Source organism: Glutamicibacter nicotianae (assembly GCF_006539525.1).
GTDB classification, from domain to species: domain Bacteria; phylum Actinomycetota; class Actinomycetes; order Actinomycetales; family Micrococcaceae; genus Glutamicibacter; species Glutamicibacter nicotianae.
On sequence record NZ_BJNE01000017.1, the window covers coordinates 1 to 25,305 of the forward strand.

General features: G+C 62.7%; 26 protein-coding genes and 2 pseudogenes. 17 read left to right on the forward strand and 11 right to left on the reverse strand.

Annotated features, from left to right (window positions below):
• Positions 1-58 precede the first annotated feature (58 nt).
• Positions 59-652 carry an isochorismatase family protein gene (locus tag ANI01nite_RS14355; RefSeq protein WP_038992073.1) on the reverse strand — a complete coding sequence of 198 codons (594 nt, stop codon included), beginning with the start codon at positions 650-652 and terminating at the stop codon, positions 59-61.
• A gap of 103 nt (positions 653-755) precedes the next feature.
• Positions 756-2,054: a nicotinate phosphoribosyltransferase gene (locus ANI01nite_RS14360; protein WP_038992074.1), complete on the reverse strand. Its 1,299-nt coding sequence runs from the start codon at positions 2,052-2,054 to the stop codon at positions 756-758.
• Positions 2,055-2,196: 142 nt separating this feature from the next.
• On the opposite strand from ANI01nite_RS14360, the gene clpS reads away from it, so the two are divergent.
• The 4 genes and pseudogenes from clpS to ANI01nite_RS14380 form a co-directional block, all read left to right on the forward strand.
• Positions 2,197-2,481 (forward strand): ATP-dependent Clp protease adapter ClpS, encoded by a 285-nt coding sequence (gene clpS / locus ANI01nite_RS14365; protein ID WP_038992076.1) that lies wholly within the window; start codon positions 2,197-2,199, stop codon positions 2,479-2,481.
• A 2-nt stretch (positions 2,482-2,483) separates the two neighbouring features.
• Positions 2,484-3,062 (forward strand): DUF2017 domain-containing protein, encoded by a 579-nt coding sequence (locus ANI01nite_RS14370; RefSeq protein ID WP_141358770.1) that lies wholly within the window; start codon positions 2,484-2,486, stop codon positions 3,060-3,062.
• A gap of 4 nt (positions 3,063-3,066) precedes the next feature.
• The gene (murI, locus tag ANI01nite_RS14375; protein WP_141358772.1) at positions 3,067-3,990 is read left to right on the forward strand and encodes a glutamate racemase; all 924 of its coding nucleotides are present in this window, start codon (positions 3,067-3,069) and stop codon (positions 3,988-3,990) included.
• Positions 3,987-4,781 (forward strand): annotated as a pseudogene (locus tag ANI01nite_RS14380) (MBL fold metallo-hydrolase); the annotation flags it as partial. The gene murI and the pseudogene ANI01nite_RS14380, both read left to right, overlap by 4 nt.
• Positions 4,782-5,105: 324 nt before the next feature.
• Here ANI01nite_RS14380 and ANI01nite_RS14385 read toward each other — a convergent pair.
• Positions 5,106-5,906: an SDR family oxidoreductase gene (locus ANI01nite_RS14385; protein WP_073707629.1), complete on the reverse strand. Its 801-nt coding sequence runs from the start codon at positions 5,904-5,906 to the stop codon at positions 5,106-5,108.
• Between the two features lie 182 nt (positions 5,907-6,088).
• On the opposite strand from ANI01nite_RS14385, the gene ANI01nite_RS14390 reads away from it, so the two are divergent.
• The 3 genes and pseudogenes from ANI01nite_RS14390 to ANI01nite_RS17230 all read left to right on the forward strand — a co-directional run bounded on the left by ANI01nite_RS14390 (position 6,089) and on the right by ANI01nite_RS17230 (position 9,111).
• Positions 6,089-7,468: an aldehyde dehydrogenase family protein gene (locus tag ANI01nite_RS14390; protein WP_141358774.1), complete on the forward strand. Its 1,380-nt coding sequence runs from the start codon at positions 6,089-6,091 to the stop codon at positions 7,466-7,468.
• A gap of 33 nt (positions 7,469-7,501) precedes the next feature.
• Positions 7,502-8,443 (forward strand): MBL fold metallo-hydrolase, encoded by a 942-nt coding sequence (locus ANI01nite_RS14395; protein WP_141358776.1) that lies wholly within the window; start codon positions 7,502-7,504, stop codon positions 8,441-8,443.
• A gap of 146 nt (positions 8,444-8,589) precedes the next feature.
• Positions 8,590-9,111, forward strand: a pseudogene (locus ANI01nite_RS17230) (GrpB family protein).
• A gap of 644 nt (positions 9,112-9,755) precedes the next feature.
• Here the strand turns inward: ANI01nite_RS17230 and ANI01nite_RS14410 are convergent.
• The 5 genes from ANI01nite_RS14410 to ANI01nite_RS17055 all read right to left on the reverse strand — a co-directional run bounded on the left by ANI01nite_RS14410 (position 9,756) and on the right by ANI01nite_RS17055 (position 14,451).
• Entirely contained in the window at positions 9,756-11,114 is a 1,359-nt protein-coding gene (locus ANI01nite_RS14410) for an MFS transporter (RefSeq protein ID WP_038992087.1), read from the reverse strand.
• Between the two features lie 201 nt (positions 11,115-11,315).
• Complete coding sequence (locus ANI01nite_RS14415; RefSeq protein WP_141358780.1) at positions 11,316-12,515, reverse strand: cytochrome P450; 1,200 nt, start codon at positions 12,513-12,515, stop codon at positions 11,316-11,318.
• An 11-nt stretch (positions 12,516-12,526) separates the two neighbouring features.
• Positions 12,527-13,507 carry a PDR/VanB family oxidoreductase gene (locus tag ANI01nite_RS14420; RefSeq protein ID WP_083586907.1) on the reverse strand — a complete coding sequence of 327 codons (981 nt, stop codon included), beginning with the start codon at positions 13,505-13,507 and terminating at the stop codon, positions 12,527-12,529.
• Between the two features lie 145 nt (positions 13,508-13,652).
• Positions 13,653-13,976 carry an IclR family transcriptional regulator domain-containing protein gene (locus tag ANI01nite_RS17050; protein WP_255314558.1) on the reverse strand — a complete coding sequence of 108 codons (324 nt, stop codon included), beginning with the start codon at positions 13,974-13,976 and terminating at the stop codon, positions 13,653-13,655.
• Between the two features lie 37 nt (positions 13,977-14,013).
• On the reverse strand, positions 14,014-14,451 hold the full coding sequence (locus tag ANI01nite_RS17055; RefSeq protein ID WP_307723216.1) for a helix-turn-helix domain-containing protein: 438 nt from the start codon (positions 14,449-14,451) through the stop codon (positions 14,014-14,016).
• A 301-nt stretch (positions 14,452-14,752) separates the two neighbouring features.
• On the opposite strand from ANI01nite_RS17055, the gene ANI01nite_RS14430 reads away from it, so the two are divergent.
• Both ANI01nite_RS14430 and ANI01nite_RS14435 read left to right on the forward strand, forming a co-directional pair.
• On the forward strand, positions 14,753-15,694 hold the full coding sequence (locus ANI01nite_RS14430; protein WP_255314559.1) for an MFS transporter: 942 nt from the start codon (positions 14,753-14,755) through the stop codon (positions 15,692-15,694).
• A gap of 11 nt (positions 15,695-15,705) precedes the next feature.
• A complete protein-coding gene (locus tag ANI01nite_RS14435) occupies positions 15,706-15,936 on the forward strand; it encodes a hypothetical protein (RefSeq protein WP_141358784.1) in 231 nt (76 codons plus the stop codon).
• Between the two features lie 185 nt (positions 15,937-16,121).
• Here the strand turns inward: ANI01nite_RS14435 and ANI01nite_RS14440 are convergent, their stop codons facing one another.
• Positions 16,122-16,586, reverse strand: a complete 465-nt coding sequence (locus ANI01nite_RS14440; RefSeq protein WP_052253860.1) for a hypothetical protein — start codon at positions 16,584-16,586, stop codon at positions 16,122-16,124.
• Positions 16,587-16,674: 88 nt separating this feature from the next.
• Between ANI01nite_RS14440 and ANI01nite_RS14445 the strand changes: the two genes are divergently transcribed.
• From ANI01nite_RS14445 to rdgB, 3 genes are all read left to right on the forward strand, one after another.
• Complete coding sequence (locus ANI01nite_RS14445) at positions 16,675-17,331, forward strand: helix-turn-helix transcriptional regulator (RefSeq protein WP_141358786.1); 657 nt, start codon at positions 16,675-16,677, stop codon at positions 17,329-17,331.
• Between the two features lie 89 nt (positions 17,332-17,420).
• Complete coding sequence (gene rph / locus ANI01nite_RS14450; protein WP_141358788.1) at positions 17,421-18,155, forward strand: ribonuclease PH; 735 nt, start codon at positions 17,421-17,423, stop codon at positions 18,153-18,155.
• On the forward strand, positions 18,152-18,784 hold the full coding sequence (gene rdgB / locus ANI01nite_RS14455; protein WP_073707622.1) for an RdgB/HAM1 family non-canonical purine NTP pyrophosphatase: 633 nt from the start codon (positions 18,152-18,154) through the stop codon (positions 18,782-18,784). The genes rph and rdgB overlap by 4 nt, the downstream gene beginning before the upstream one ends.
• Positions 18,785-18,847: 63 nt before the next feature.
• Here the strand turns inward: rdgB and ANI01nite_RS14460 are convergent, their stop codons facing one another.
• Positions 18,848-19,852 (reverse strand): HNH endonuclease signature motif containing protein, encoded by a 1,005-nt coding sequence (locus ANI01nite_RS14460; RefSeq protein ID WP_141358790.1) that lies wholly within the window; start codon positions 19,850-19,852, stop codon positions 18,848-18,850.
• Between the two features lie 507 nt (positions 19,853-20,359).
• Here ANI01nite_RS14460 and ANI01nite_RS14465 point away from each other — a divergent pair.
• The 5 genes from ANI01nite_RS14465 (at position 20,360) to ANI01nite_RS14485 (ending at position 24,234) form a co-directional block, all read left to right on the forward strand.
• Positions 20,360-20,719, forward strand: a complete 360-nt coding sequence (locus ANI01nite_RS14465; protein WP_038992147.1) for a GntR family transcriptional regulator — start codon at positions 20,360-20,362, stop codon at positions 20,717-20,719.
• A gap of 29 nt (positions 20,720-20,748) precedes the next feature.
• Entirely contained in the window at positions 20,749-21,666 is a 918-nt protein-coding gene (locus tag ANI01nite_RS14470) for an ABC transporter ATP-binding protein (RefSeq protein WP_141358792.1), read from the forward strand.
• Positions 21,663-22,358 (forward strand): hypothetical protein, encoded by a 696-nt coding sequence (locus ANI01nite_RS14475; protein ID WP_141358794.1) that lies wholly within the window; start codon positions 21,663-21,665, stop codon positions 22,356-22,358. The genes ANI01nite_RS14470 and ANI01nite_RS14475 overlap by 4 nt, the downstream gene beginning before the upstream one ends.
• Before the next feature lie 158 nt (positions 22,359-22,516).
• Positions 22,517-23,014, forward strand: coding sequence for an SRPBCC domain-containing protein (locus ANI01nite_RS14480; protein WP_141358796.1), 498 nt, complete (start codon positions 22,517-22,519; stop codon positions 23,012-23,014).
• 218 nt (positions 23,015-23,232) lie between these two features.
• Positions 23,233-24,234 (forward strand): 3'-5' exonuclease, encoded by a 1,002-nt coding sequence (locus ANI01nite_RS14485; protein ID WP_121867786.1) that lies wholly within the window; start codon positions 23,233-23,235, stop codon positions 24,232-24,234.
• A gap of 86 nt (positions 24,235-24,320) precedes the next feature.
• On the opposite strand, the gene ANI01nite_RS14490 is transcribed toward ANI01nite_RS14485, so the two are convergent.
• Positions 24,321-25,259: a hypothetical protein gene (locus ANI01nite_RS14490; protein ID WP_141358798.1), complete on the reverse strand. Its 939-nt coding sequence runs from the start codon at positions 25,257-25,259 to the stop codon at positions 24,321-24,323.
• Between the last annotated feature and the right edge of the window lie 46 nt (positions 25,260-25,305).

Here is a 25,305-nt window from a genome sequence, read left to right on the forward strand (position 1 = left end):
TTGGCGCTGACCGGAGAATTCGGTCAGCGCCAAGCCGTTGTGGTTTTCAAGGCAAGGATCAGCCCAGCGACAGCACCGTGACGCCGGCTGCGCGCAGTTCCTCGCGGATCGCTGGCAGATTCTCCGGCGAGACCGCTGCGGTCAGCGGGGAAATGATGGTGGTGGTGAACCCGGCTTCCACCGCATCGAACGCGGTGGCCTTCACGCAGTGGTCAGCGGCAAGTCCCACGACATCCACCGAAGTGATGCCCTTGGCCTTGAGCCAGTCGCCGAGCAGTTCTCCGCTTTCATCGGCCTTGTCTGCCGAAGGATCCAGTTTCCGGGCTTCGAAGCCGGAATAGGCCGCGGCGAAACGTCCCTTGGCGAAATGCGCGTCGACTGGCACGTGCGCGAGCTGCGGATGCAGCGCTGCGCCAGGTGTGCCGGCGACACAGTGCACCGGCCAGGAATCAATGAAGTCCGGGTTCTGAGAGAAATGATCGCCCGGCTCGATGTGCCAATCCTGGGTGGTCACGATGGCCGAGTAGGAATCGCGGCGTTCGGCAATGTCCGCGGCAATGGCCGTAGCTACAGCATTGCCGCCGGTTACCGCGAGGGCACCGCCTTCGCAGAAGTCCGGCTGGACATCAATGATCAATAGGGCTCTGCTCATCGCTGCCTCCCTGGCTAGTGAATGTAGACCTTGGACAACTGCGGACCGCAGGATCCTTGAACCTGGATCCTACGTTCCGCAGCTGAGTTTTTCGTGTGTTTGTCTAGTCCTGGATCATGACGGTCGGGATGACCGGTTCGCCGCGCTGCATCTTGCGGGCCACGCCCGGCAGCTCCTGGACCGATGCGTGGTGGCGCTCGGTGGCGCGCTTGACGCCGGCAGCGCCGACATGGGCCTGGTCGATCTCGCCGTTGCGCACCAGCGGGACAACCAAGTCGCGCTCGGGGCCGCCGGTGGTGTACTCGGAGGTGGAGACGATTTCGGCGACGGCGCGGTTGCGCTCGTTGAGCTGGCGCACCGCATACTTGCGGCCGCCCACGCTGGCCTTGTTCGCCGCGGCCTTGGCCACGGGAATCCATTCGCCCGCATCGTCCTGGCGGGCCACCAGCTTGTAGACCATGGACGCGGTCGGGTGCCCGGAGCCGGTGACCAGGGCCGTGCCCACGCCGTAGGAGTCCACCGGGGCGCTGGCCAAGGCAGCGATCGCGTACTCGTCCAGGTCCGAGGTGACGGTGATCTTGGTGTTCCAGTTGCCCAAATCATCGAGCAGCTCGCGGACCCAGCCCGCCTGCTGCACCAGGTCGCCCGAGTCGAGGCGGACGCCGCCCAGCTCGGGACCGGCCACCTCGACCGCGGTGCGTACGCCGTTCTCGACGTCGTAGGTGTCGACCAGCAAGATGGTGTCCTTGCCCAGCGAGGCAACCTGCGCTTCGAAGGCGGCGCGCTCGGTGTCGTGCAGCAGGGTGAAGGAGTGGGCCGAGGTGCCAACGGTTTTCAGGCCGTAGCGTGCACCGGCTTCCAGATTCGAGGTCGAGGAGAATCCGGCAATCATGGCGGCGCGCGCGGCGGCCACCGCTGATTCCTCATGGGTGCGGCGCGAGCCCATCTCGATGCAGGGGCGCTCGCCGGCCGAAGCGATCATGCGCGAGGCGGCCGAGGCAATGGCCGAATCATGGTTCATCGCCGAGAGCACGAACGTCTCGATGACGCAGGCTTCGGCGAAGGTCGACTCCACGGTCAGCAGCGGCGAGTTCGGGAAGTACAGCTCGCCCTCGGCATAGCCGGAGATGTTGCCGGTGAAGCGGAAGTTCTCCAGGTACTTGATGGTCTCGGCGTTGACCACCTTGTTGTCGCTGAGGAAACGCAGCTGCTCGTCATCGAAGCGGAAATCTGCCAGGCCTTCGAGCACGCGGCCAGTGCCTGCGACCACACCGTAACGCCGGCCTTCGGGCAAGCGGCGTGCGAATGCCTCGAAGACGGATGGGCGGTGAGCTGCACCGGATTCAAGCGCTGCCTGGAGCATGGTCAGCTCATAGTGGTCGGTGAAGAGACTGGTGCGCATGTGACGCTCCTGATGATCGGAAAAGGCCTTGTGCGGTGCTGCTTGGGAAAGCAGACCCGTTTTACTGTATAACGGCTCACGCCCAAGGTGATATTTGCCGTGTCCGGTGTTGCGTTCAGCTTCCGCGCGTAAAATGGTAGCCATGACCGCAATGCCCGATGTACTTTCCGAATTTGAAACCCTGGTATCCCAAGACAAGCCATGGCGCTTGGTTGTGTGGAATGATCCAGTGAACTTGATGAGCTACGTATCCTACGTGTTCCGTTCCTACTTTGGTTTCAGCCCGGAAAAAGCTGAGAAGCTCATGCTGCAGGTGCACCATGACGGCTTCTGCACCGTGCGCAGCGGCAGCCGCGAAGCCATCGAATCCGATGTGCAGGCCATGCACGGGTTCGGACTGAACGCAACCATGACCCAGGGAGCCTGAACGTGGCCAAGGCCTTCAAGAACGGTTCCAAGGGCATTACCGGCACGCTGCATTCGGCCGAACGCAAGCTGATCCGCGAACTCTTCTCCGATCTCATCGAAATGCTCGAAGAACGTGCCCGGCTGCACCAGCTGCCCGAGGACATAGACCCGCTCTACGCCCTGACCGGCATGCGGCCCGAGTCCATGGACTTGCCTCCGATTGCCGATCCGGCACTGGCCAGGCTGCTGCCCGATGCCAGCGACGACGCCGTGGCGGCCGCGGAGCATCGCCGGCTGACCGAAGCCGATTCGATCGCGCAGAAGGTTGGCCGCCTGCGCGAAGCCCAGCTGCTGCTGGAAACCGACAGGCTCGTGCTGGACAAGGACGCCGCGACGCGTTTCGCCCAGGCGCTGAACGATGTGCGCCTGGTGCTCGCCGAACGCCTTCAGATCCGCAGCGAAGAGGATTCGGCCCGGGTCGCCGAGGTGCTTGATGCTTCCGAGGTGGAAACCCCCGAGGAGTACATGTCCCTGGTGTACAACCTGATCTCGTGGGTGCTCGATACATTGATGGGCGCGCTGATGGATGCGGAGTCCTGAGCCCATGAATTCCTACTTTGCCACCGAGCAGGTCTCCGCCCCGGACGCCAATACCCCCATTGGGATCTTCGACTCCGGAGTTGGCGGGCTGACCGTGGCCCGCGCCATCATCGACCAGCTGCCCGGCGAATCGCTGATCTATGTAGGGGATACCGCCAACTCTCCCTACGGTCCGCTGCCCATCGCCCAGGTGCGGGCCAACGCCCTGGGCGTGATGGACGAACTGGTCGATTCCGGCGTGAAGCTGCTGGTCATTGCCTGCAATTCGGCCTCCGCCGCGGTGCTGCGCGATGCCCGCGAACGCTACACCGCGCGCTATGGCATCCCGGTAGTCGAAGTCATCCAGCCGGCGGTCCGCCGTGCCGTGGCCGGCACCAAGAATGGCAGGATCGGCATCATCGGCACCCAGGCGACCGTGGGCTCGCGCGCCTATGAGGATGCTTTTGCCGCTGCCCCGAACCTGCAGGTATCGACCGTGGCCTGCCCGCGTTTCGTGGAGTTCGTGGAATCCGGCATCACCGCCGGAGCCGAGCTGCTGGAGATCGCGCAGGAATACCTGTCGCCGCTGCAGGCCGCCGAGGTGGACACCCTGGTGCTGGGATGCACGCACTACCCGCTGCTCACCGGCGTCCTCTCCTACGTGATGGGGGATTCGGTCACCCTGGTGTCATCTGCAGAGGAAACGGCGAAGGACGTTTTCCGGGCGTTGACCCGCCATTCGCTGGTGCGCAACGACGGCGCCGCGGCGCGTCATGAGTTCCTCGCCACAGGCAACGCTGATAGTTTTGGTGTACTGGCTCGCCGTTTCCTCGGACCCGAGGTGCTGCAGGTGCGCCACGTGGACCATGTAGCCGCCCACTATCCGACCGGAGCCATCTCGCGGATTACTCCGCAAATGATTGCCGCGTCGAAAGCGAGTAACGAATGAAGCTGACCATCATCGGATGCACCGGGTCATTCCCAGGGCCGGGATCGCCCGCGTCCTGCTACCTGGTGACGGCCTTTGATGGCACCCGCGACTGGAAGATCCTGCTGGATCTGGGGTCCGGGGCTTTGGGCGTGCTGCAGCGCTACACCGATTTGAAAGACATCGACGGGATCATGATTTCCCATCTGCATCCCGACCACTGCATGGATTTGTGCGGTTTGCATGTGGCGATCCGCTGGGATCCTGACGGCTGGGGCCGCGAGAGGATGCTCGTGCACGGCCCGGAAGACACCGCCGAGCGCATCGAGACTGCCTACTCGCTGCCTGACGGCGACACCATGGCCAAGGACTACGACTTCCAGGTCTGGAAATCGCTGAAGCCGGTGAATATCGGGCCGTTCACCATCACCCCGTACCCGGTGCGCCACCCGATCAAGGAAGCCTATGCCCTGCGCGTGGAAGCGCATGAACCGGGCCCCGACGGCGAGCTGCTGACCAGCGTGCTGACCTATTCCGGGGATACCGACAGCTGCGATGGCCTCGTGGAAGCCGCCCGCGGCGCCGACATGTTCCTGTGCGAAGCGGCCTTCGAGGAAGGCCGCGATGACCATATCGACGGCGTGCACCTGACCGGGAAGCGCGCCGGCGAAATGGCCGCCGCCGCCGGCGCCGAGCGCATGCTGCTCACCCACATTCCGGTATGGACCGACATCAACAAGGTGGTTGAAGAGGCCAAGGAAACCTACAGCGGCGGCATTGCTGTGGCCGTATCCGGCGTAACCTACGGCGTGTACTCCGGCAGCCTGAAGGAAGACAAGGACCCGGCCCTGTTCAAGGGGGATCGCGGTACCGACTACCTGAAGACCCGTACCGGCTCCATGCCGACCATCAAGTACGAGAAGATCCGCAAGTTCCCGCTGCTCAAGCGCAAGAAGTAGCCGCTGGAGTACCTTGGTTATCAGGCCCGGCCGCGCCGCACCATTTGGTGCTGCGAGGCCGGGCCTTGCACTCTGTGGCGCAGCTAGGCCGCTTCGGAAAATAACATAGCCCAGCACGAGAGCTTTCGTGCTGGGCTTTGGTCGTGATGCTAAAGGCTTACCGCCTAGCTAGGCGTTTCAGGCCTGAGTGGCGGGCACCGAGCTGCTGCGGTAGGCGACCAGACCGCCATCGACGCGCACATCGGTACCGTTAACCCATATCGGCTGGCTGGAGAGCAGGTAGGCGATGACCTCGGCAATGTCCTCGGGGGCGGCAAAGCGGCCAAGCAGTTCAGCGGCGGAATTGACCTTATCCTGGCCGTGGTCCTTCTTGAAGTCATCCAGGATCGGAGTCTGCACCGGGCCGGGGCTGACCGAGTTCACCCGCACCCGAGCGCCGACAAACTCGGCGGCCAACTGTTCGGTCAGCAATCGTACGCACTGCTTGGAGAACAGGTAGCTATTCTCCGCAATGGCGGTATCGGCCGCGGCCTGCTCCAGCGCCTGGTCCTGGTCCTCGGCCAGCGCGAAGTCGCGGCAGGCCTCGGCCACACTGCGCCAGCCAAAGGCCACCGAGGAAGCCAGATTCACCACGGAGGCGCGTTCGCCCAGCAGCGGGGCCAGGCCTCGGGTCAGTTCACGCACGGCAAAGACATTGACCGACAGCACGGTGCGCAGCGGCGCGGTGCCTGGTACCCCGGCAATATTTGCCAGGCCAGCCAAGCCCTGCGGGGCCAGTGTGGTCAGTTTCTCGATGACTGCCGAAATGCCGGCAGGGGTGGACAAGTCAGCTTGGATGAAGTCACCCGCGAAGCCAGTGGTCGCGGTGCGGTCGATGCCGATGACTGTGTAGCCGCGGGAGGCCAGTAGCGCCGCGGTGGCCGCGCCAATGCCCGAGGCGCATCCGGTCAAGGCAATGGGCAGTGAAGATGCTGACATGGGGTTCTCCTAGGATGTAGGGGGCCACCGGGCGTCGCCGGGCCGTGCTTGATAGTTAATCCTGCGTCATTGTCCAGGTGGTACACGACACACTTTCCATCCAATGGAATCAGATCCGGTGTCGGGGCTGGACACCGGGCAAGCTGACATTAGCTAAGATTTCCCGTGAAGAGAGGGTGCTGATGAAAGTGCCAGTCTACGATGTGCTCGACCCGGCCACCCTAGAGGTCGTTGGGCAGGCCCCGGAACACACCGAAGAAGATGTGCGCCAGAGCATTGCTACGGCCAATCTCGCCGCCGCCGGCTGGGCCGCCGACCGTGAGTCCCGTCGCTCCACGCTGCGTGAAGTGGCAGCCCGTATCCGCACCCGCGCCCCACAACTAGGCCGCATCCTGTCCCTGGAACAGGGCAAGGTGCTGAGCGAAGCAATCGGCGAATTTCAAGTGGCCGCGGACCTCTTCGAATACTACGCAAACATGGACTGGGATGAGACCGAGGCACTGCCCGAACGTGCTGGTCGCAAACTGCAGGTGCAGTACCGCCCGGTCGGGCTGGTTGGCACCATCACGCCATGGAATTTCCCGATATCACTGCTCTGCGTGAAACTGGCCCCAGCCCTGGTGGCTGGGTGCACGGTGATTGCCAAGCCTTCGGCGACCACTCCGCTGTCCACTATCGCACTGGTGGAACTGGCTAACGAGCTGCTCCCCGAAGGCGTGCTGCAGGTACGCACCAGCAGCCGCCGCACGGTTAACGTGGCGCTGGCCGAGCTGCCAGAAATCCGCAAGATTTCCTTCACTGGCTCTACCGAGGTGGGCGCAGCGGTCGCCGCCGCGGCCACGTCGAGTGTCAAGCGGGTTACCCTGGAACTGGGTGGCAATGATCCGGCCATTGTGCTGGACGACGCCGATTTGGAAGCCACCGCCCGCGGCATCGTGGGCAGTGCCTTCCGCAATGCCGGACAGGTCTGCATGGCCGTCAAGCGCGTGTACGTGCCGCGTGCAATGCAGGGGGCATTCACCGAGGTTGTGGTGGCCGAAGCGGCCAAGCTGAGCTTGGGACACGGGGTAGCCGAGGGCACCACCATGGGCCCGATGCACACCGCCAAACAGCGCCAGAGCGTGCAGGAGATGGTCGATGCAGCGTTGAATTCCGGAGCCCGGCTGGCTGCCGGGGGAGGTACCGGTTGCGATTTGCCTGGCCACTTCATGAATCCGACGATCATCGCCAATGCGGCCGCGGGCATGGCGCTGGTTGATCAAGAACAATTTGGCAGCGCACTACCCATCATTGGATACGACAGCGTCGATGAGGCCATGGTGCAGGCGAATTCCGGGCCCTTTGGTCTGGGCGCATCGTTGTGGACTCCGGATCTGGACCGCGCTGAAGCGCTGGCCTCGAACCTAGAGGCGGGCACGGTGTGGATTAACCAGCACACCGTGGTAGAACTCGATGCGCCCTTTGGCGGGTGGAAGGCCTCGGGCACGGGCCGCGAACGCGGCCGCTGGGGCCTAGAGGAATACCTTGAACCACGCACTATCAATGCTCGAAGCCACGGCTAAGCCCCGCAAGCCACAAGAACTTTAAGGATTGAAATGAACATTTCGTCGAGCACTGAGCTCATCACGCTCGGTACCGCGGCCGGACCGGCCATCCGTGGTAAAGAAAATGGGATGGCCAGCGCCGTCGTCGTCGATGGCAAGCATTATCTGGTGGACTTCGGATTGGGCTGCGTGAGGGCCGCCCACCAGGCAGGACTGCGCGGCCAGGATCTAGTCGCCGGGTTCATCACGCACCTGCACTCCGACCACGTGGGTGAACTGCCGGCCTATCTCATGTGGAACTGGGGTGCCCCTGTGGACGGCTTCACCACACCGGTGGGCCTCTATGGTCCGGGGAAGGACCCGAACCATGTGCGTGGCCAGCAGCTGGCCGGCACCCGCGAGCTGGTGGATCATACGCTCAAAGCCTTCTCCTACGATCTGGATATCCGCGTCACGGATGAGGCACGCCCGGTGATGAACACGTTGCTGGACGTCCAGGAGATCACGCTGCCCGCAGCGGCCGAAGGTTCCGGCAACCGCCCCTTCATCATCTACGAAGATGACCGGGTGACCGTGCGCGCGGTTCTGGTGGAGCACCCACCGGTATTCCCGGCTTTCGCCTTCCGCTTTGATACGGCCCACGGGTCGATGACCTTCTCCGGGGATACAGCAGAATGCGATGCGCTCATTGAGCTGGCACGCGGCAGCGACATTTTGGTGCATGAGGCAGTGAATCTGGAATTCTTTACCGCCATGGGCTTCAGCCCTACCTTCATCAACCACCAGCGGGAGTCGCACACTCCGCCGGAAGGTGCCGGCCGAGTGGCGCAGGCTGCCGGGGTGAAGCATTTGGTGCTCTCGCATCTGGCCGGGGTAGCAACCCCGGAAGAATGGAAGCAACGTGCCGAAACCAGCTTCGCCGGTCAGGTCACCGTGGCGAGCAGTGGCCAGCGTTTTGCGCTCAACACATTGGCAGCGGACGTCGTCGGCTAGGAACCGTCGAAATTCTCTGAGCCCCCGGGATTTGATCCTCGAATATATTGTGGATCGAAGCCCGGGGGCGTTGTTCTGTCCCTCGGAACCCCATCGACGTGTGCTGTGACCCGGTTTGAGCGGGCAATTTGGGTGAGAATTGGATCATGCCAAGTGAGTGGTTCGATAAGCCTGGTGGGGAACCGGTGGAACTCTATGAATCTGATCCGCTGTGGCCATTGATAGCGGCTGAATGGACCAACCGAATCCAAAGCAACATTCTTCCTACGCTTGCGCGAGTAGAACATGTAGGGTCAACATCGATCCCCGGCCTGATCGCCAAGCCCGTACTTGACTTGCAAATAGCTGTGCCAGATTTAAACGATGAAGCGGCCTACCGTACTGGTCTTGAATCCTTAGGCCTCGTGCTTCGGCAACGCGAACCTGACCACCGGTTCTTTCGGCCACCAGCCGGTGAACCTCGCCTCGTGCACGTACACGTCTGCGAACAATGATCGGTTTGGGAACACGGCGTACTGCGTTTCCGGGACAGGCTCCGAGTCGATCCGAAGCTTGCCGCCGAATATGCCACGCTTAAGCTCGGACTCGCTGACCGTTTCGGCACTCACCGGCTTAACTACAACAACGGAAAAGCTCAATTTATCTCGCGCGTCATGGCTGGCGAGTAGTTGCTGCGAAGATGTTGACTCTGGAGGCGTTTCCCTGCCGGTCATCCAAGATGTACGTTATATTCGTCTGTAATTTGGTCGTTCACCGGGACATCCGCCCTAATGACTTGGCTAGCAAGCCATTTCCATATTCATAAGCAAGAGAGGCATCCCGTATACCCGCCCGCAAAGCTGGCCGGTGAACGTGCCGTATGCGGACGCGAAAAACGACCGTTACATAACAATGGGTGTCAATCAGAGGTTGGCATACGTGGCTTCGCTTGCAGGCCAATAAGAAATTGCCTCGTGCTCCGATTCGTGCCACTCATTGCAAACACGGATCTCCGGCTCTCCGTCGTTTTTTTCAGGGGCGCGCTCCGGGTGTATTCTCACGACGTGCATTCCGGGCACCATACAACCCTGAGATCCATCGCACGCGTGCCATATTCTTCCATTTTCTCCACTTTCTAGCGCTCCATCACCAATATTTTCAGCTTCTCCCGATAAAGCCGTTCGGATACGTTCCAGGATGCGACCTGCTACGCCAAAGGGAGTAACCCCAGCGCAAAGCGGAAGAGTCAGTGCACAAAAACACCACTGGCGCACTACCCGACAAGGGTGGAGCGCCAGTGGCATCATTGTGCGGCGCGAAGCCGGAGTGCAGCTTAGAGCTGCAGCCCCAATTTCTTGCGGTCGCGCTGCTGGTTGATGCCGAAACAGGCGATGATGCCGGCAATGGTGATCATGATGCCGGTAAGCCAGAAAGCCTGCTCGTATCCGATTGCCGGGGTCGCTGCGGCGCTGACCATGGCACCGACCACGGCCGGGGCGAACAGGCCGCCAGCGGTTAGGAAGGCGTTGGTAATCTGCAGCAGGGCCCCACGCTGGGCGATGTTGGTGGTTTCCGCGGCGACCAGGTAAGTAAGAGCGAACAAGGCCGGGGCGGTACCGAAACCGAAGGTGAAGAAGGTCAGCGCCGCGCCCTGCGAGTCGGCGGCGGTACCCAGCAGCACCATCACGCCGGAGAACACAGCCGACCCGCCGAGAACCAGACCACGGGAGATGCGGGTGTTCAGGCCACGGTTCCCGAGCACCTGAGTAAGCCAGGACAGGCCCACGGTGGAGATCGCACCCCAGATGGCCGGCAAGGCGATTAGCGAGCCGCCCTGCTGGGTGCTGGTGCCCATCACAGTCTCGAAGTAGGCAGGCAGCCAGGTCATTGCGACGGTGAAGGTCCAGTAGCCCAGGAAGGAGCAGAGCACTGCCAGCAACCAGCTGGGGGTGAGGAATGACTTCAGATAAGGAACCTTGGAGTCGGCCGCCACGGCGGTGGCGCCTTCCAACGGGCTGGTGCCTTCGATTTCGTGTTCGGCTTGCACCGAGGTGTAGGGGCCTTCCTTGCCGATGAACAGCCACAGAACGGACCAGACTACACCAACCAAGGCGACGAAGATGAAGGCTGACTTCCAGCCGAACTCGGAGGTCACCCAGGCGATGACCGGGGCGAAAGCCACCACGCCGAGGGTCACCCCGGCCGAGGCCACTGCAGCCGGGGTGGCCGAACGGCGCATCGGGAACCACTTGTAGACCGCGTGCATGGTGATCGGGGCCAGCGGGCCCTCGCCGGCGCCGAGCAGCAAGCGGCTGAACCACAGTGCGGGAAGCGACGCGAAGACGATGACCGGGACCTGCGCGATGGACCAGACGAGGCACAGCGCCAGCAGGATCCACTTGGCTTGGACGCGGTTGGCGATCGGTGCGGCCACGAACTGGGCGACACCGAAGAGGGCGAACACGGCGCTGCCAAGCAGACCGAATTGGGCCGGGGTAATGCCCAGATCCTCCATGAGCGGAACGGCCACGATACCCAAGATGGCCTTGTCGGCCCAGCTGACCATCATCAAGATGAGCAGCATGATGGTGACTGTCCAGCCGTAGGCGGTGCGTTTGCGGCTGGTCCACGTGGCGGGGTTGGAACGCTGAGACTTGCTGGGCACCGGTGGTGCCGGAGTGGTCTGTGTCATTGGTATTCCCAGGTGTTTTCGGGCGGCGTCATTGCCGGGTACGAGTGCCGAAGGTGGCGTGTGTTCACCCTAAGTAGTTGCGACAGGGTGCATTAGATGGAATTCTCCGCCGGCGAGCAGGTGGTGCGGGCGGAGAATTCCTTGACAAGCGCGGTGTTTCGCGGGCTTCAAGGTGTCGACTCCAGGGAGCCGACGGCGGTATTAGCGTGCCGGAGTAATAGTTACCGGAAGCGATTCGAAACCGCGCAACACATTGTGGATGATCGGTACGGCCGGGCCGGCAGGGGCGATGGTTTCCACCCGTTCCAGCAGTGCTTGGAGCACGATTTCCATTTCCAGGCGGGCAATGGGTTGGCCCACGCACTGGTGCAGCCCCATACCAAAGGCCACGTGGCCAGAGGAGGAGCGATCGAAACTGAACTTATCGGCGTCCGGTCCCCACTTCTGCGGGTCGCGGTTGGCTGCACCGAGGAAGACCAGCACCTTGGTACCGGCTGGCAGGTGCACCCCGCCCAGTTCGGTATCCACCGAGACGGTGCGGTGGAACTTCTGGAAGGGTGATTCCAAACGCAGGGCCTCATCGATGGCGAACTTGGCCAGGTTTGGTTGGCGGCGTAGTTCGGCCCAGGCTTCGGGTTCCTTGGCGAGTACCGAGAGGGTGTTGCCAATGCCGAAGATGGTGGTGTCCACTCCGGCCGATAGCAAGGCGCGCACCAGCAAGGTGGCTTGCTGCTCGGTGATCAGCCCGTCGGCAACGCGGTCCCAGATCTGTTTGCCAAAGCCTGTGTCGTTCAGCGATTCGCGCTCGCAGGCAGCCATGACCACCTTGGAGTGCACATCGGCTTCGGCGAAGGCCTGTTGGAAAATGTAGTTCTCCGGGCCGAAGGCGTTGAAGACCATGTTCCCATAGGGCAGCAGATGCTCGCGCCCTTCCTCTGGGATGCCTACCGCGTCGGGGAAGACCCTAATCGGATACTTTTCAGCTAGGTCGGTGACCGCGTCGAAGCCACTGCGGGTAGCCAGTTCATCGGTCAGTTCTAGAGCTGGGGGAGTGAAGGGGCCGCGCAGCGCGCGCACGGTGCCCGGGTTGATGACCCCGGTCAGCGCGCGGCGCATGAGGGTGTGGATCGGCGGGTCGGATTCCAGGATGCTTGGTGGACGCCAGGCTTCATCCTTGCGGATATCCCGGGGACCCAGGCCGCCGGCGGAGGAGTAGGTTTCGAAGTCAGTGAGGACCTCGTAGACCTGCTCGTATCCGGTGACGGCGTAGCTGCCGGTGGCTTCCAGATAGCTTACCGGGCCGGCCTCGCGTAGTCGATCAAGAAACGGGTAGGGGTCGGAGATGGCGGCAACGTCGAAGGGGTCTTCCTGGAAGACCATAGGTTGAGTGCGCAAAGACATGGTGGGCTTCCTTAGAGTTCGAGGACGAGTTTGGAACAACCGGCAGCGGCGCGGGATACGCAGACCATCATGACCTCGTTAGCGTCCTTATCGGCCTGGGAAAGGGCGGCGTCGCGATGTTCGGGCTCGCCAGAGATGATGCGGGTTTCGCAGGTGCCGCAGAGTCCGGCCCGGCAGCTGGATAGGACTCGGGCGCCGACCTGTTCGACGGCTTCGAGGATGGTCTGGTCGGACTCCACGGTGAGCGTGGTGCCGGTGAGGGACAGTTCCACCTCGAATGGTTCGGAGCTGCCGCCCACGCCGAGGCTGTCGGCGGCGAAGCGTTCGGTGTGCAGGGCACCCGGAGGCCAGCCCATGCAGAAGTCTTCCACTGCACCGAGCATGCCGCCTGGGCCGCAGGCGTAGACCAGCATATGGGCGCGGGGCAGACCCAGGATCTGGCTCAAATCCAGACGACCCGATTCATCCTCGGCCACAATGCGAACCTTGTTGTTGCCGAATTCGGCTTCAAGTGCTTGGGCGAACGCCATGGTGTTGCGGGATCGGCCACCGTAGTAGAGTACCCATTCGCGGCCTGCGGCCTCGGCAGCGCGCATCATCGGGATGATCGGGGTGATGCCAATGCCGCCGGCAAGAAAGAGGTACTTGCGCGAATCAATAAGCGGAAAGTTATTGCGTGGTGCGGAGATGCGCAGTTCGGAACCGGCGCTCAGGCGATCGTGCACCCAAGCGGAGCCGCCACGGGAATCCGGGGTGCGCAGTACGCCAATGCGCAGGGTGGACAGGTCCTCGGTGTCCGAGCACAGCGAATATTGCCGGGTGAGATCGTCGGTGAGGTGCACGTCGATGTGCGAGCCTGGGGCCCAGCTGGGGAAGTTCTGCCCATCGGCGCGACGCAGCACCAAGGAGGCGACGCCGTCCGCGGGATACTCTACGGCGTCGATCACCGTATTGATGATGGCCGGTGCCTGAATGGGCGCAGTGATAGTCATGCTCTACCGCTCCTGAATGCAGTGGTTGCGAGGTGGCCGACCCCACAGGGCCGGTGCGTGAATCCAGCGTAGGTGGAGCTGGTCACACTTAAGCGATTGTTTTCCATCCAATGGAAATCTCTGTGGGCTAAGGTGTGCAGTCTACTTAGCTCTCGGTGGACATGCTTAGGCGGCGGGCAATACTGCGTGCCGCGATACGCAAGACGGGCACCACCGCACCCACGGAGGCCGGACGCTCCAGAGTCACAACTCCCAGTGCCGCGAGGCAGCGGCCATTGAGCGAAATCACCGGCACTGCGACCCCATAGTTCTGTGCGCCTGCCTCTTGGCTGGTAGTGGCGTAGCCATCTTCGCGAACCTTGGCGATTTCGCGGCGCAGCTGCTGGGGGGCCGTGATGGTGTGCTCGGTCAGTTGGGTGAGGCTGGCCATGCCTGCCTCTAATACATCAGATTCGCCAAATGCCATCATGACCTTGCCCGCGGCCGAGGCGTGGAGAGGGAGGTGTTCACCGACGCGCCGGAATGGGGGCTCCCACCCGGGTGCCCGACATGCGTTCGAGAAGCAAAACCTGATCGTTGTCCAATATGAACAGGTTCACGACGTTCTGGGTCACGAATAGAACATCTTGCATATAGGGCGCGGCCAATTCGGCGAAGCCTTGGTGGGCAGGTGCCAGCAGTCCCAGTTGCCAGATCCGGTGGCCAATGAGGTAATCCTGGCCGGAGCGCTGCAGCGCACCCCAACTGACTAATTCGCCGGTGAGACGGTGTGCAGTGGCCACCGGCAGGCCGGCCCGAGAGGCCATGTCGCTCAGGGTGAGTCGCGGGTGTTCGGAGTCAAAAGTGCCTAAGAGTGCGAGAGCGCGCGAAGTTACCGACTGTCCTGTTGGGGCGCTGGTGGTGCTGTCACGTTTGAGCCGTGGTTTCGGATTGGCGATGGGAATGCTCCATGGTTCAAGACTTCTTCGGACTCATCAGCATAGGCATTGGGCGGTCACCCTCGGCAATAGATGACCCGGTGTTTCCATTGGATGAAATCCTAGGAGCAGAATCCAACGAGCTGGGAAAGCCTTGGTGATTAGCATTAACCCACCTTCCGGCGTTTGGCGCCGTGCTCAGAAAGCCCTATTGCATATGTCTTGTCCTGTTCCACGTCCCACAGTCGTCGCCGGCGCGGTCGAAGCGACCGAAGCGCATGCACCGCACGCTCAGGGACGCGGTCCAGGGGTGGCGGCGGGGCGCTGGATGATCGTGGTCGGTGTGGGAGTAGTTGCAGCGATGAACATCTGGAAACTGCCGTTGGCGCTGCAACGATTGGAAGCCGAACTGGGCTTTGGGTTGGTGTTCTCCGGACTTCTCTTGGGGGTTATCCAGGTGGCGAGCATGCTCGGTGGCTTGCTGGTTGCCTGGGGTGGGGAGCGTTTCGGCTTGCGCCGGTTGCTGATGCTCGGATTGATTTTGCTGGCGCTTGGCTCGGCTGGTGGTGCGGTGTCACCGAACCCCGGATTATTGCTTGGCACGCGCATGGTCGAAGGCATCGGGTTTCTGCTGTGCACGGTGCTGGCCCCGGCCTTGATCCGTGTGATTTGCCGCCCGGCCGATCTTGATCGGGCCATGGGTGCTTGGGGGTCCTTCCAGGGCATCGCGATCATGCTCTCCTTCAGCGGCGGGATCTTGGCCTTGCAGGTGCTGCAGTGGCGTGCTTTGTGGCTGCTGATGGCGCTGCTGGCCGTCGGTATGCTGTGGCCATTGGCTCGGTGGGTGCCGGCCGGCCCGGTGGAGCGGGGCATTGACGGGCGCGGTTCCTTGCGCAAAATTCTGCTGACCATCAAGGTATTGCCGCCGTGGATGGCAGGACTGGCCTTTGCCTGTTACACAGTGCAGTGGATGGCCGTGATGGGCTTTTTGCCGCGCATTTATGCCGCCATGGATTGGAAGCACTGCCGGCAGGGTTGCTCTCGGCGCTTGTGGGTGGCCTCAACATTATCGGTGCCTGGATCTCGGCGGCCTGGTTGCAGCGCGGACGCGGCGCCACCGGAATCCTGCTTTTGTGCTTTGCGGTCATGGCCGTTTCTTCGGTGGGGCTCTTCGCCGTGCCGTGGATGCAGCTGCCGCGCGGGATCGTCGGGGCGCTGGCTTGCGCCTCGGTGTTCTCGCTCATTGGCGGGATCGCACCGGCCGCACTGAGCAGGGTGGCCGTGGATCTGGCACCGCCTGGCGGGGCGGTGAGCGCAGTGATTGGGCTGATGCAGCAGCTGTTTAATGTGGGCAACTTCCTCGGCCCTTTCCTGCTGGCCTGGATTGCGGTGCAGGTCGGCGGTTGGCAGGCTTCCTGGGTGATGACCTGCGGCTTCTGTGCCCTCGGGATGAGCGCGACGCTGGCGTTACACGTGCGCACGCGATCAGTGAATCCCTCAGTGGTTCGCTAGCAGTAGTTGCTTGGAGCGCTGTGAACACTGGCGAATGAAGAAGGTCTTCGGCAGGAAGCGGGATTCCAAGCTCAATATCATGCGGTTAATGGGACACGGCCGATGCAACGCCTGCTTGATCAGGCTGTTGCAACGACCGTTTGAAGCCAAGCAGTTCCCGGTGCTTTGCTCTGTACTGCAGCGGATCAGCGGGTGCCGTGCTTGGCGCCCCACGGTTTGTCGTACTTGCTGGCCAGCCGGGTCAGCGCCAGTGCGGCAACGAGCAGGCCGACGTCGCGCAGGGCGACATCGAGGAAGATGCCCATCGAGACCAGATTGATGATGATGCCCAACAGCCACAGGGCGAGCACATAGCTCGCATAGCGCGGCTTGATGATCATCGATGCGGCGGCAACCAGTTCCACCACGCCAACCACGTGCATGGCGGTTTGCGCGGAGAACGGCAGGATGGCAATGACCCACGGGGCCAGGTAGTCCGGCCAGTAGGTCATCATGTTCGCGAACTTGTCCAGTCCCATGAGCAGGGGCAGGACGACAAATCCAATGCGCAGGATCCAGAATGCGCTCAACGACGGGTCGGTGCTGACCCGTTCAGCTGTTGTTGCCCGGATGTGCGAGAGCGGATGCTTCTCGCTCCATGAGGCGCTCATGGCGATCACCCTCCAAAGATTTGAACGTATACCCAGAATTCGCCTCCCGGACCTATTTGTCAAGATCTATTGTTGATAGAATTTGGCCATGTCGAGAAAACTGAACTTGCACCAAGATGCGGTCATCAAATCGCTCAACGATCCGGTGCGGCGCCAGCTGTTCGAGTTCATTTCGCAAAGCACGCAACCGGTAGGACGCGAGGCGGCAGCCAAAGCCGCGGGAATCAGCCGGACCCTGGCGGCCTACCACCTGGACCGGCTGGCCACCGCAGGATTGCTGGCCGTGACCTTCGCCCGGCCTGAAGGAAGAACCGGGCCCGGCGCCGGGCGCACGGCCAAGCTCTACGCGCTCGCCCAATCCGAAGTGTCGGTGAGCCTGCCAGCGCGCAACTACCGGCTGCTGGGCAGCTTGCTGGCCCAGGCGGCCAGCGCCGACACCTCGGGGGCCGTGCTCACTGCGCTGCATCAGGCAGCACGCGGCGAAGGCAGGAAACTCGGCCAGGGCGGCGACGGGCTCGTGCCGCTGCTCGATGAGCTGGGCTATGAGCCCGAAGTGGATGAGCACGGGGAAATATCCATGCGGAACTGCCCATTCCACCAGGTCGCCCAGCAGCAAACCGAAATGGTCTGCTCGATGAACTACGAACTGGTTTCCGGCGCCCTGGAAGGTTGCCAGCTGGACTGCGGCAGGGCCGAGCTGAGCCCGCAATCTGGCCGGTGCTGCGTCGTGGTGCATCCGCACTAGCGGCCGCGAACGGCCCACGAGGTGCATTTCACCGTAACGCGCGGCGCCGCCCGTGCGGATCGCGGGGCGCACGTGGTTAGGATGGAACCATGACTTTACGCGCTGACGGCCGAGGAGCCGCGCAACTTCGAGACATCACCATCACCCGCGGCTGGTCCGCTCAGGCCGAAGGCTCGGCCCTGATCGAATTCGGCAACACCCGCGTGCTGTGCACCGCTTCCTTCACCGAGGGTGTGCCGCGCTGGCTCAAGGGCGAAGGCACCGGCTGGGTCACCGCTGAATACGCGATGCTCCCGCGTGCCACCAACACCCGCAACTCCCGTGAATCGGTCAAGGGCAAGCTCTCCGGCCGCACCCACGAAATCTCCCGCCTGATCGGCCGCTCCCTGCGTGCCGTGGTGGATACCAAGGCGCTGGGCGAAAACACCATCGTGCTGGACTGCGATGTCCTGCAGGCCGACGGCGGCACCCGCACCGCAGCGATCACCGGCGCCTACGTGGCGCTGGCGGAAGCAATCTCCTGGGCCCGTTCGCAGGGCATCGTGAAGCCCGGCGCCAAGGTGCTGACCGACTCGGTGGCAGCAATCTCGGTGGGCATCATCGACGGCATCCCGATGCTGGATCTGCCCTACGAGGAAGATGTCCGCGCCGAGACCGACATGAACGTCGTGGTCACCGGATCCGGCGACTTCGTCGAGGTCCAGGGCACCGCCGAGGGCGTGCCCTTCAAGCGCGAAGAACTGGACGCCCTGCTGGATCTGGCTCTGGGCGGCACCAACGAGCTGGCCGAAATCCAGCGCGAGACCCTGAACAGCACCAAATGAGCAAGCCGGTACTTGTCCTCGCCTCGCGCAACCAGGGCAAGCTGCGCGAATTGCGCGAACTGCTGCGCGGAAAGGTGCCGGGCCTGGACGTCGATACGCAGGTCATCGACGCCGCCACCGCGGGAGCTCCCGATCCTGTCGAAGACCAGGTCAGCTTCGCCGGCAACGCGCTGAAGAAGGCCCGCGAGATCTCGGCATCCACCGGACTGGTGGCGCTCGCCGATGATTCCGGCCTGAGCGTTGATGTGCTCGGGGGAGCGCCGGGCATCTTCTCGGCCCGCTGGTCCGGAGTGCACGGCAACGACGAGGCGAATATCGATCTGCTGCTCGGCCAGCTTGGCGATATTGCCGCCGAGCATCGCGGAGCGCAGTTCGTCTGCGCCGCGGCGCTTGCTGCCCCAGGCGGAGCCGAGCACGTGGAACTCGGCACGGTCGAGGGCGTGCTGCGCACCGAGCGGGCCGGAGAGCATGGCTTCGGCTATGATCCGATCTTCGAACCTGCGGGGGCCGGCAAGTCCATGGCCGAGCACACTCCGGAGGAAAAGAACGCGATCTCGCATCGCGCTCGCGCCTTCGCCGCCTTGCTGCCTAGCATCATCGACGAGGTGACCAAGGCCCTGGCCAAGTAGCACCAAGGCAAGGACAGCAGAACGCCGGCACATCCAATTCAGGATGTGCCGGCGTTCTTGTGCTCAGCGCTGCAGGTTCTGCCCGTATATTGCCCAGGCCTGGTGCGGCCGGTCATCGAATTCGGCCACCAGGTACCGGGTTTTGCAGGCGCGGCACTCCCATTGCGATGGAGGCCCGAAAGGCATCACGCATCCCGCGGTCACGAATTCATCATCATCTGGTCCGAAAGCTGGCATGCCCCAGACGACTTTCCGCGGATTGCGCTCCCCGCAGGCGGGGCAGGCAGGTTTCGCGTAGTTGCGCAGCTGCTGCAAGGTTGGCTGGTGGGCCATCTGGTGGCAGTCGCCGCACAGCAGCACCAGCTCATCCACGTGGTCCTGGATCTCCCAGCGCAGGCTGTCCTGGTGCGCCTGCGGCAGGTGGATCTGTGGGCGGGCAGAGATGTCCCGCTCGCAAATTTCGCAGGCCAGCGGCTGGCCCGGCGCGCTGCGCTGGAGAATGGCAGCAACGCCCAGCACCCGGTTGGCCTTGGCCGGCTTCGACGGCGAGCATGCGCCCGCGGTGACGAAGATCGGGCGCGGGCGTTCGACGAGCTCCGCGATGCTTTCCAGAACCTTATCGGCCAGCGGATCTTCCAGATATTGCGAACGCCGTGGCAGCTTCTCGCCGATCGTGGACTCGATGTCGGCCACCGAAATGGGATCAGTGAAGGTCGCCAATGCAGTGAAAGTGAGCTTTCCGGGTTCCTCCGAACTGGCGATTTCCAAGCTGGCAACCAACGCCGGAGTGCTCTTCAATGCCGTCAGGATCAGATCTCCCGCTTGCATGGTTTCGGGCAAATTCCAGAGGTAATTCTGGTCCACCTGCCCCAGAGCTGCAGCTGATTCCAGGGGCTTGGCCTGTCGGCACCAGTAGACCGACTGGCCTGGTTCGCGGACCAGCAATCCGGGTTTCACATCCCCAAGGTTCGGACGGCGCAGGGGATAGTCGTCGATGATGCAGCTGGGACGGTGCCCGGCATAAGCGCGTTCGGTCTGGATCCTGGTGATCAGTTCACGTCGGCTCATACGCGCAATGTCTTCACCGCTGCAATCGGGGAAGCACGCCTTGAACAGCTCGAGCAGAACTTGGCGGTCCAGCGCTCCAAGAAGCTGATCTGGTATCTCAAGTCGGTTGAAATCTTCTTGCATGGTCCCTCCCATAAATGCCTGCAACACGAGGAGGGCTGTTGGCCTCCAAGTGGGCGATCGCAATTTTCCGAACCGAACCTGGCCAATTTTTTCGCTGCCCGCGCTCGTGTTCCACGGTTTCGGGCTGGGCGTACAACTCTCCCGGTTGGGCGTTTCCAATCAGGGCTTCACCACTGTGAACGCAGCATCGATGGTGCGCGTGCAGGGCTACCTTTCTTGGCAAGTCCCAGCTTAGATGCCGTGGCGGACAGTATGGAGCCCCTAATTTCCACGGGAATTCTGCCGCTCCGTACTTGCGCAGAACTTCCCGAGGTTCTATGGTTAGTTGCATGAGTAACTAACCCACTAACTAGCCTGGTGGGGATGAGCACGGAGGGAGCCAGCATGATTGATGATTCAAAACCGATCTTCATGCAAATTGCTGAGCTGATTGAGAACGACATCATCTCTGGTGTTCTGGCGGAAGAAGCGCAAGTTCCATCAACCAATGAATTCGCAGCGTTCTACCGGATTAATCCGGCCACAGCAGCCAAGGGAATCAACCGGCTCGTGGAAGATGGGCTGCTCTACAAGAAACGGGGAATCGGCATGTTCGTCACCGAAGGAGCGCCGCAGCGGCTGAGAGCGCAACGCCGCGAGAAATTCCAGCAGCAATTCATCGCGCCATTGACCGCAGAAGCTTCCAAGCTGGGCATTGGCGTGGATGAGCTGGTCGCCATGATCAAGACCGGCTCGGAATCTTGAAACATCTCTACAGCACAGGGAGGAACGACATGCCACGCACGACAGCAATCGCCACACGCGAACTGAGCAAGACCTACAAGGACGTGAAAGCGCTCGACAACGTCACCCTGGATCTGGAGCCGGATCGGATCTACGGGCTGCTTGGACGCAACGGAGCTGGCAAGACCACGCTGATGTCCATCCTGACCGGGCAGAACTATGCAGACCACGGCACCGCCGAAATCTTCGGCCACGCCCCGTTCGAGCATGATCCGACGCTTTCGCGCATCTGCTTCATCCGCGAATCACAGAAATATCCCGATGATTTCAAGGTCCACCAGGCATTCGAATCCGCAGCCCTGTTCTTCGAGAACTGGGATGAGGATTTGGCCCAGGAGCTCGTCGAAGCATTCGCGCTGCCGATCAATCGGAGGATCAAGAAGCTCTCCCGCGGGCAGCTGTCCGCCGTTGGCGTCATCATCGGCATGGCCTCGCGGGCCGACATCACCTTCTTCGATGAGCCCTACCTCGGCCTGGACGCGGTAGCCCGGCAGATCTTCTACGACCGCCTTGTCGAAGACTTCGCTGAATACCCACGCACCATCGTGCTCTCCAGCCACCTGATCGACGAAGTCGCCAACCTTCTCGAACACGTCATCGTGATCGACAAGGGGCAAATCGTCATCGACTCGGATGCCGAAGAGCTGCGCGGCACGGCGGTCACTGTCACTGGTGATGCCGCCAAGGTCCAGGAATTCATCGGCGCCGCGCAGGTATTGCATCGCGATGCGCTCGGCGCCCTGGCCAGCGTCACGATCAAGGCCAAGCTGGATGCGGACCAGCGCGAGCAGGCGAAACTCATGGGCCTGGACCTGAGCCCCGTGTCGCTGCAGCAACTGGTGGTGCGCAGCGCATTGAGCGGCACCACGGCACAAAGGACAGAAGAACGGACGGAGGCAAGAAAATGAACCGCGTCATCAAAGTTGCCCGCATGCAACTGATCAACAAGGGCACCTTCATCGGAATTCCGCTGATCATCCTGGGTGCATCATTCCTCTTCACCATGGCCATCTGGTGGCTGGTCCGGCGCAACGGCGGAGACGGGGCAATGTACAGCGGCGGCGCCCAAGCGCCCATGTGGTACTTCTTGGCCCTGGGAATCCAGTCGCTGACGTTGACCTTCCCGTTCTCCATGGCCATGAGCATTTCGCGGCGTACCTTCTATCTGGGCACCGTGGCACTGTTCTCCGTATGCGCGCTGGCGCTCTCGGTGTTCTACTACCTGATGGGACTGCTGGAAGTTGCTACCGATGGTTGGGGCATGGGCGGACAGTTCTTTGCGCTGCAATGGATTGCGGATAACAACTGGCTGGTCCAGATCCTGTTCTACTTTGTGCTGATGGTGCTGCTGTTCATGATCGGATTCCTGGCAGCGACCATCTACATGAGGTGGCGCACCACTGGCATGGTGGCATTCTTCATCTGCTTGGGTGTGCTGGTGCTGGGGATCATCGCCCTGATCACCTTGACCAACTCCTGGGGTGAGTTCTGGAGCTGGGCACTGACCTGGACCGCCGCTGGAGTGACCTTGTGGGGCGGTATTGTCGCCCTGCTGATGGCTGGCGGCTCCTATCTCACCTTGCGCAAGGCTACCGCGTAGCCCGTCTGCTGGCCGGGTCCAAGACCATGAAATGAGCGCTGGTTTCTTTTCCATTCGGGAGGGAAGCCAGCGCTTTTTGCTATTCTTCAATCACTGCCGGCGAAGGCGTTGGAATAGCCAGTGCCGCGGTGGCAGTGGAGCAACCCAGGAGTACAGCCATGAGCGCTACGCCCACCGGAAACCGCACCGCGCACGGCGCGCTGGAATTGCGCCGCGTGTTCACCGAATCCCCGGGCAGGATCTGGCGCTATCTGGCCGATTCCGAGTACTTGGCGCTCTGGTTCGGATCCTGGCACGGGGATCCAAAAAGCGGCGCCGTCGAGGTAGTGCTGCTGGCCGAAGAGGAAGCGCCCGCCGAACGCGTGGAGATCTTGCAGTGCGATCCGCGCACGCGACAGCTGCAGGTGCGCACTGGAACCGGCGATTCGGGTTGGCAGCTGGAGCTGAAGGTAGAGGCATCGGGCCAGGGCAGCTGCCTGGTCTTCCAAATGCCGGGGCTTGACCCGCAGCAGGCCGGGTCCATCGGGCCGGGCTGGGAGTTCTACCTTGATCGGCTGGCCGCGGCGGTGGACGGAACCGACGTGGCGAGCGTAGTCTTCGAGCCCGATTACTATCCGGCGCTCAGCGAGTACTACGAGAAATTGTTCCGCAGCTGACTTCCGGGCACACCAAAAGCGAGGTTGCCGGTTTCGCATGTGAGATGCCCGGCCTCGGGCTTGCGCCGCGCGGGCCGGCGATTACTTGATATCCACAGGTCAATTCCGGGACTGCAGTGAATTGCCACCACGGTATCGCCCTGCGAAAACCCCGCCGGGCACGGCGCGCGCGTCACACCCATGCCAGTGCCAGCGATAAAGCGAGTAAGCTATTGGGCGTGGCATTGGACTTCACAGCAGTAGATTTTGAGACAGCAAACGGTTTTATCGGCTCCGCCTGCTCGGTGGGCCTGGTCAAGGTGCGCTCCGGGAAAATCGTCGAAACCGAGCAGTGGCTCATGCAGCCGCCGGCCGGATTCGACCACTTCGACCCGCGCAATGTCTCGATCCACCACATCACCCCCGACATGGTGAGTGCGGCGCCACGGGTTACCGACAAGATTCCGCAGCTGCTGGAATTCATCGGATCCGATGTGCTGGTGGCTCACAATTCATCTTTCGATTCGGGCGTGATCCGCGCGGCCAGCGAGGCCGGCGAAGTCGCCGTGCCGGAAATCGCGCACCTGTGCACCGTCAAGCTCTCCCGCAAGGCCTACGACCTGCCCAGCTACTCGCTGCCGTTCGTTGCCGAAGAAGCCGGGCACCCGATCGAGAACCACCACGAAGCGCTGGCCGACGCCGAGGCCTGCGCGTGGGCGATGATCGACATGTCCCTGCGCAGCGCACAGCCCTCGGTGCTGGAAACGGCAGACCACTATGGCGTCCGGCTGAGCCTGACCCAGGCCTGGCAGCCAGGCGACGAACTGTCCCGCGCCACCCGCGACGCGCAGGGCTGGCTGGCCGCAGGCAACCCGCTGCCGCCGCAGGATGCCTTCAACAACTGGCCGCAAGAAGGCCCGAACCCCAAGCCGAGCGAGAACGCGGATCCGAGCCACCCGCTGTTCGGCCAGATCATGGTGTTCACCGGCAACCTGTCCATGCCGCGCCCCAAGGCCAAGGAACTGGCGGCCGAGCACGGAGCGCAGACCGCATCGCGGGTGACCCGCGCCACCACCGCGCTGGTGGTCGGCGACGGCTTCGTCCCGGAGGACCTGGCCACCGGGCGGCTGACCAACAAGGCCAAGCACGTGCTGCGTCTGCGCGAAAAGGGCCAGCGGGTCAGCATCATCTCCGAAGGAGAATTCATGCAGATGGTGGGCGGCTTCGGGCTGACTGCCTAGCAGCCAAGAAAAGCAGAAAAGAAACCTCCGGCCGGCACAGATCGCTCTGTGCCGGCCGGAGGTTTGTCATGCTCCCCTTCGGGCGCCTAGACGAGCAGCGCCATCCAGCGGTCATGCAGCTCGGAGATGATGTCATCCAGCGCGCTAGCGGGGCGCTCGCCGACAGCTTCGGTGCCGTAGACGGCGGCCAGCAGCGCAACAGCGTAGGCATCCACCTCGGGATCCCTCACGGCTGCTTCCTCGGCGGCGGCCGCCGGGGCGGCCTCCACGTCCGAATCTCCGGCTGGCTCGGCTGCCTGCTCGCCGAAGTAGGCGTCATAGGCTTCCTGTCCGGACAACGAGATGTTCTCGCCGATCTTGGTGGCGACCTCGCGCAGCGCATCGGCCGACGGTCCTTCGAGGCCATCGAGCAGCGCGGCCCATTCGCCGGCAGACGCCTCGGAGCGTTCCATGGCCGAGCGGATGATCTTCGCCGCGGCCACGGCGGTCTTGGCCGCCTGGGCGTCGTGGGTCAGGAAGGCCGCCGAACGGGCCAGGGTTTCGGTGGTGCCCAGCGGGACCCGGGCCAGCAGCGCGGTCGCCGCGGCGCGCGGCAGCACGCCGGTGGAGTCGGCGCCGGCACCGGTTGGACGCCCGGGCTGCCCCATGTCGGGGCTGTCCAGGCCGGCCAGGTTCTGCGGATCTCCGTCGTGGATCTTCTCGAAGATCTCGACGTTGGAAAATTCCTTGTCGATCCAGCGGCCCAGCGGTTCCGGGGTGCGCTCCGGGAAAGAACCGGTGATCTTGCGGTAGCCGCGCAGGGCGGCAAGCCACATGCAGGCCGCTTCGTCGCTGGCTACACCGTCATGGGCCCATTCCAGCGCTTCGAGCAGGCCGTCGGCCAGGTAGAGCGGGAGGATTTCGGTGGCTCCGGGATCAATGTCGTCACGGGCGTGGGTTGCGCCATCGGCCAGGCCGAGGAGGATCGCAAACACCTTGTCTGAGTAGTTCTCTGGCAGGAGTGCAGTTTCACCGGTTTCATTCACAACCCCCATTCTAATGTCCAAGTTGTCCGCGGCATTGCATAAGGTT

Bases quoted from the DNA above. Each gene is read 5' to 3' on its own strand.
- ANI01nite_RS14355 (WP_038992073.1), bottom strand. From the start codon at position 652: ATGAGCAGAGCCCTATTGATCATTGATGTCCAGCCGGACTTCTGCGAA.
- ANI01nite_RS14360 (WP_038992074.1), bottom strand. From the start codon at position 2,054: ATGCGCACCAGTCTCTTCACCGACCACTATGAGCTGACCATGCTCCAG.
- clpS (WP_038992076.1), top strand. From the start codon at position 2,197: ATGACCGCAATGCCCGATGTACTTTCCGAATTTGAAACCCTGGTATCC.
- murI (WP_141358772.1), top strand. From the start codon at position 3,067: ATGAATTCCTACTTTGCCACCGAGCAGGTCTCCGCCCCGGACGCCAAT.
- ANI01nite_RS14385 (WP_073707629.1), bottom strand. From the start codon at position 5,906: ATGTCAGCATCTTCACTGCCCATTGCCTTGACCGGATGCGCCTCGGGC.
- ANI01nite_RS14390 (WP_141358774.1), top strand. From the start codon at position 6,089: ATGAAAGTGCCAGTCTACGATGTGCTCGACCCGGCCACCCTAGAGGTC.
- ANI01nite_RS14395 (WP_141358776.1), top strand. From the start codon at position 7,502: ATGAACATTTCGTCGAGCACTGAGCTCATCACGCTCGGTACCGCGGCC.
- ANI01nite_RS14410 (WP_038992087.1), bottom strand. From the start codon at position 11,114: ATGACACAGACCACTCCGGCACCACCGGTGCCCAGCAAGTCTCAGCGT.
- ANI01nite_RS14415 (WP_141358780.1), bottom strand. From the start codon at position 12,515: ATGTCTTTGCGCACTCAACCTATGGTCTTCCAGGAAGACCCCTTCGAC.
- ANI01nite_RS14420 (WP_083586907.1), bottom strand. From the start codon at position 13,507: ATGACTATCACTGCGCCCATTCAGGCACCGGCCATCATCAATACGGTG.
- ANI01nite_RS17050 (WP_255314558.1), bottom strand. From the start codon at position 13,976: ATGATGGCATTTGGCGAATCTGATGTATTAGAGGCAGGCATGGCCAGC.
- ANI01nite_RS14430 (WP_255314559.1), top strand. From the start codon at position 14,753: ATGATCGTGGTCGGTGTGGGAGTAGTTGCAGCGATGAACATCTGGAAA.
- ANI01nite_RS14440 (WP_052253860.1), bottom strand. From the start codon at position 16,586: ATGAGCGCCTCATGGAGCGAGAAGCATCCGCTCTCGCACATCCGGGCA.
- ANI01nite_RS14445 (WP_141358786.1), top strand. From the start codon at position 16,675: ATGTCGAGAAAACTGAACTTGCACCAAGATGCGGTCATCAAATCGCTC.
- rph (WP_141358788.1), top strand. From the start codon at position 17,421: ATGACTTTACGCGCTGACGGCCGAGGAGCCGCGCAACTTCGAGACATC.
- rdgB (WP_073707622.1), top strand. From the start codon at position 18,152: ATGAGCAAGCCGGTACTTGTCCTCGCCTCGCGCAACCAGGGCAAGCTG.
- ANI01nite_RS14460 (WP_141358790.1), bottom strand. From the start codon at position 19,852: ATGAGCCGACGTGAACTGATCACCAGGATCCAGACCGAACGCGCTTAT.
- ANI01nite_RS14465 (WP_038992147.1), top strand. From the start codon at position 20,360: ATGATTGATGATTCAAAACCGATCTTCATGCAAATTGCTGAGCTGATT.
- ANI01nite_RS14470 (WP_141358792.1), top strand. From the start codon at position 20,749: ATGCCACGCACGACAGCAATCGCCACACGCGAACTGAGCAAGACCTAC.
- ANI01nite_RS14475 (WP_141358794.1), top strand. From the start codon at position 21,663: ATGAACCGCGTCATCAAAGTTGCCCGCATGCAACTGATCAACAAGGGC.
- ANI01nite_RS14480 (WP_141358796.1), top strand. From the start codon at position 22,517: ATGAGCGCTACGCCCACCGGAAACCGCACCGCGCACGGCGCGCTGGAA.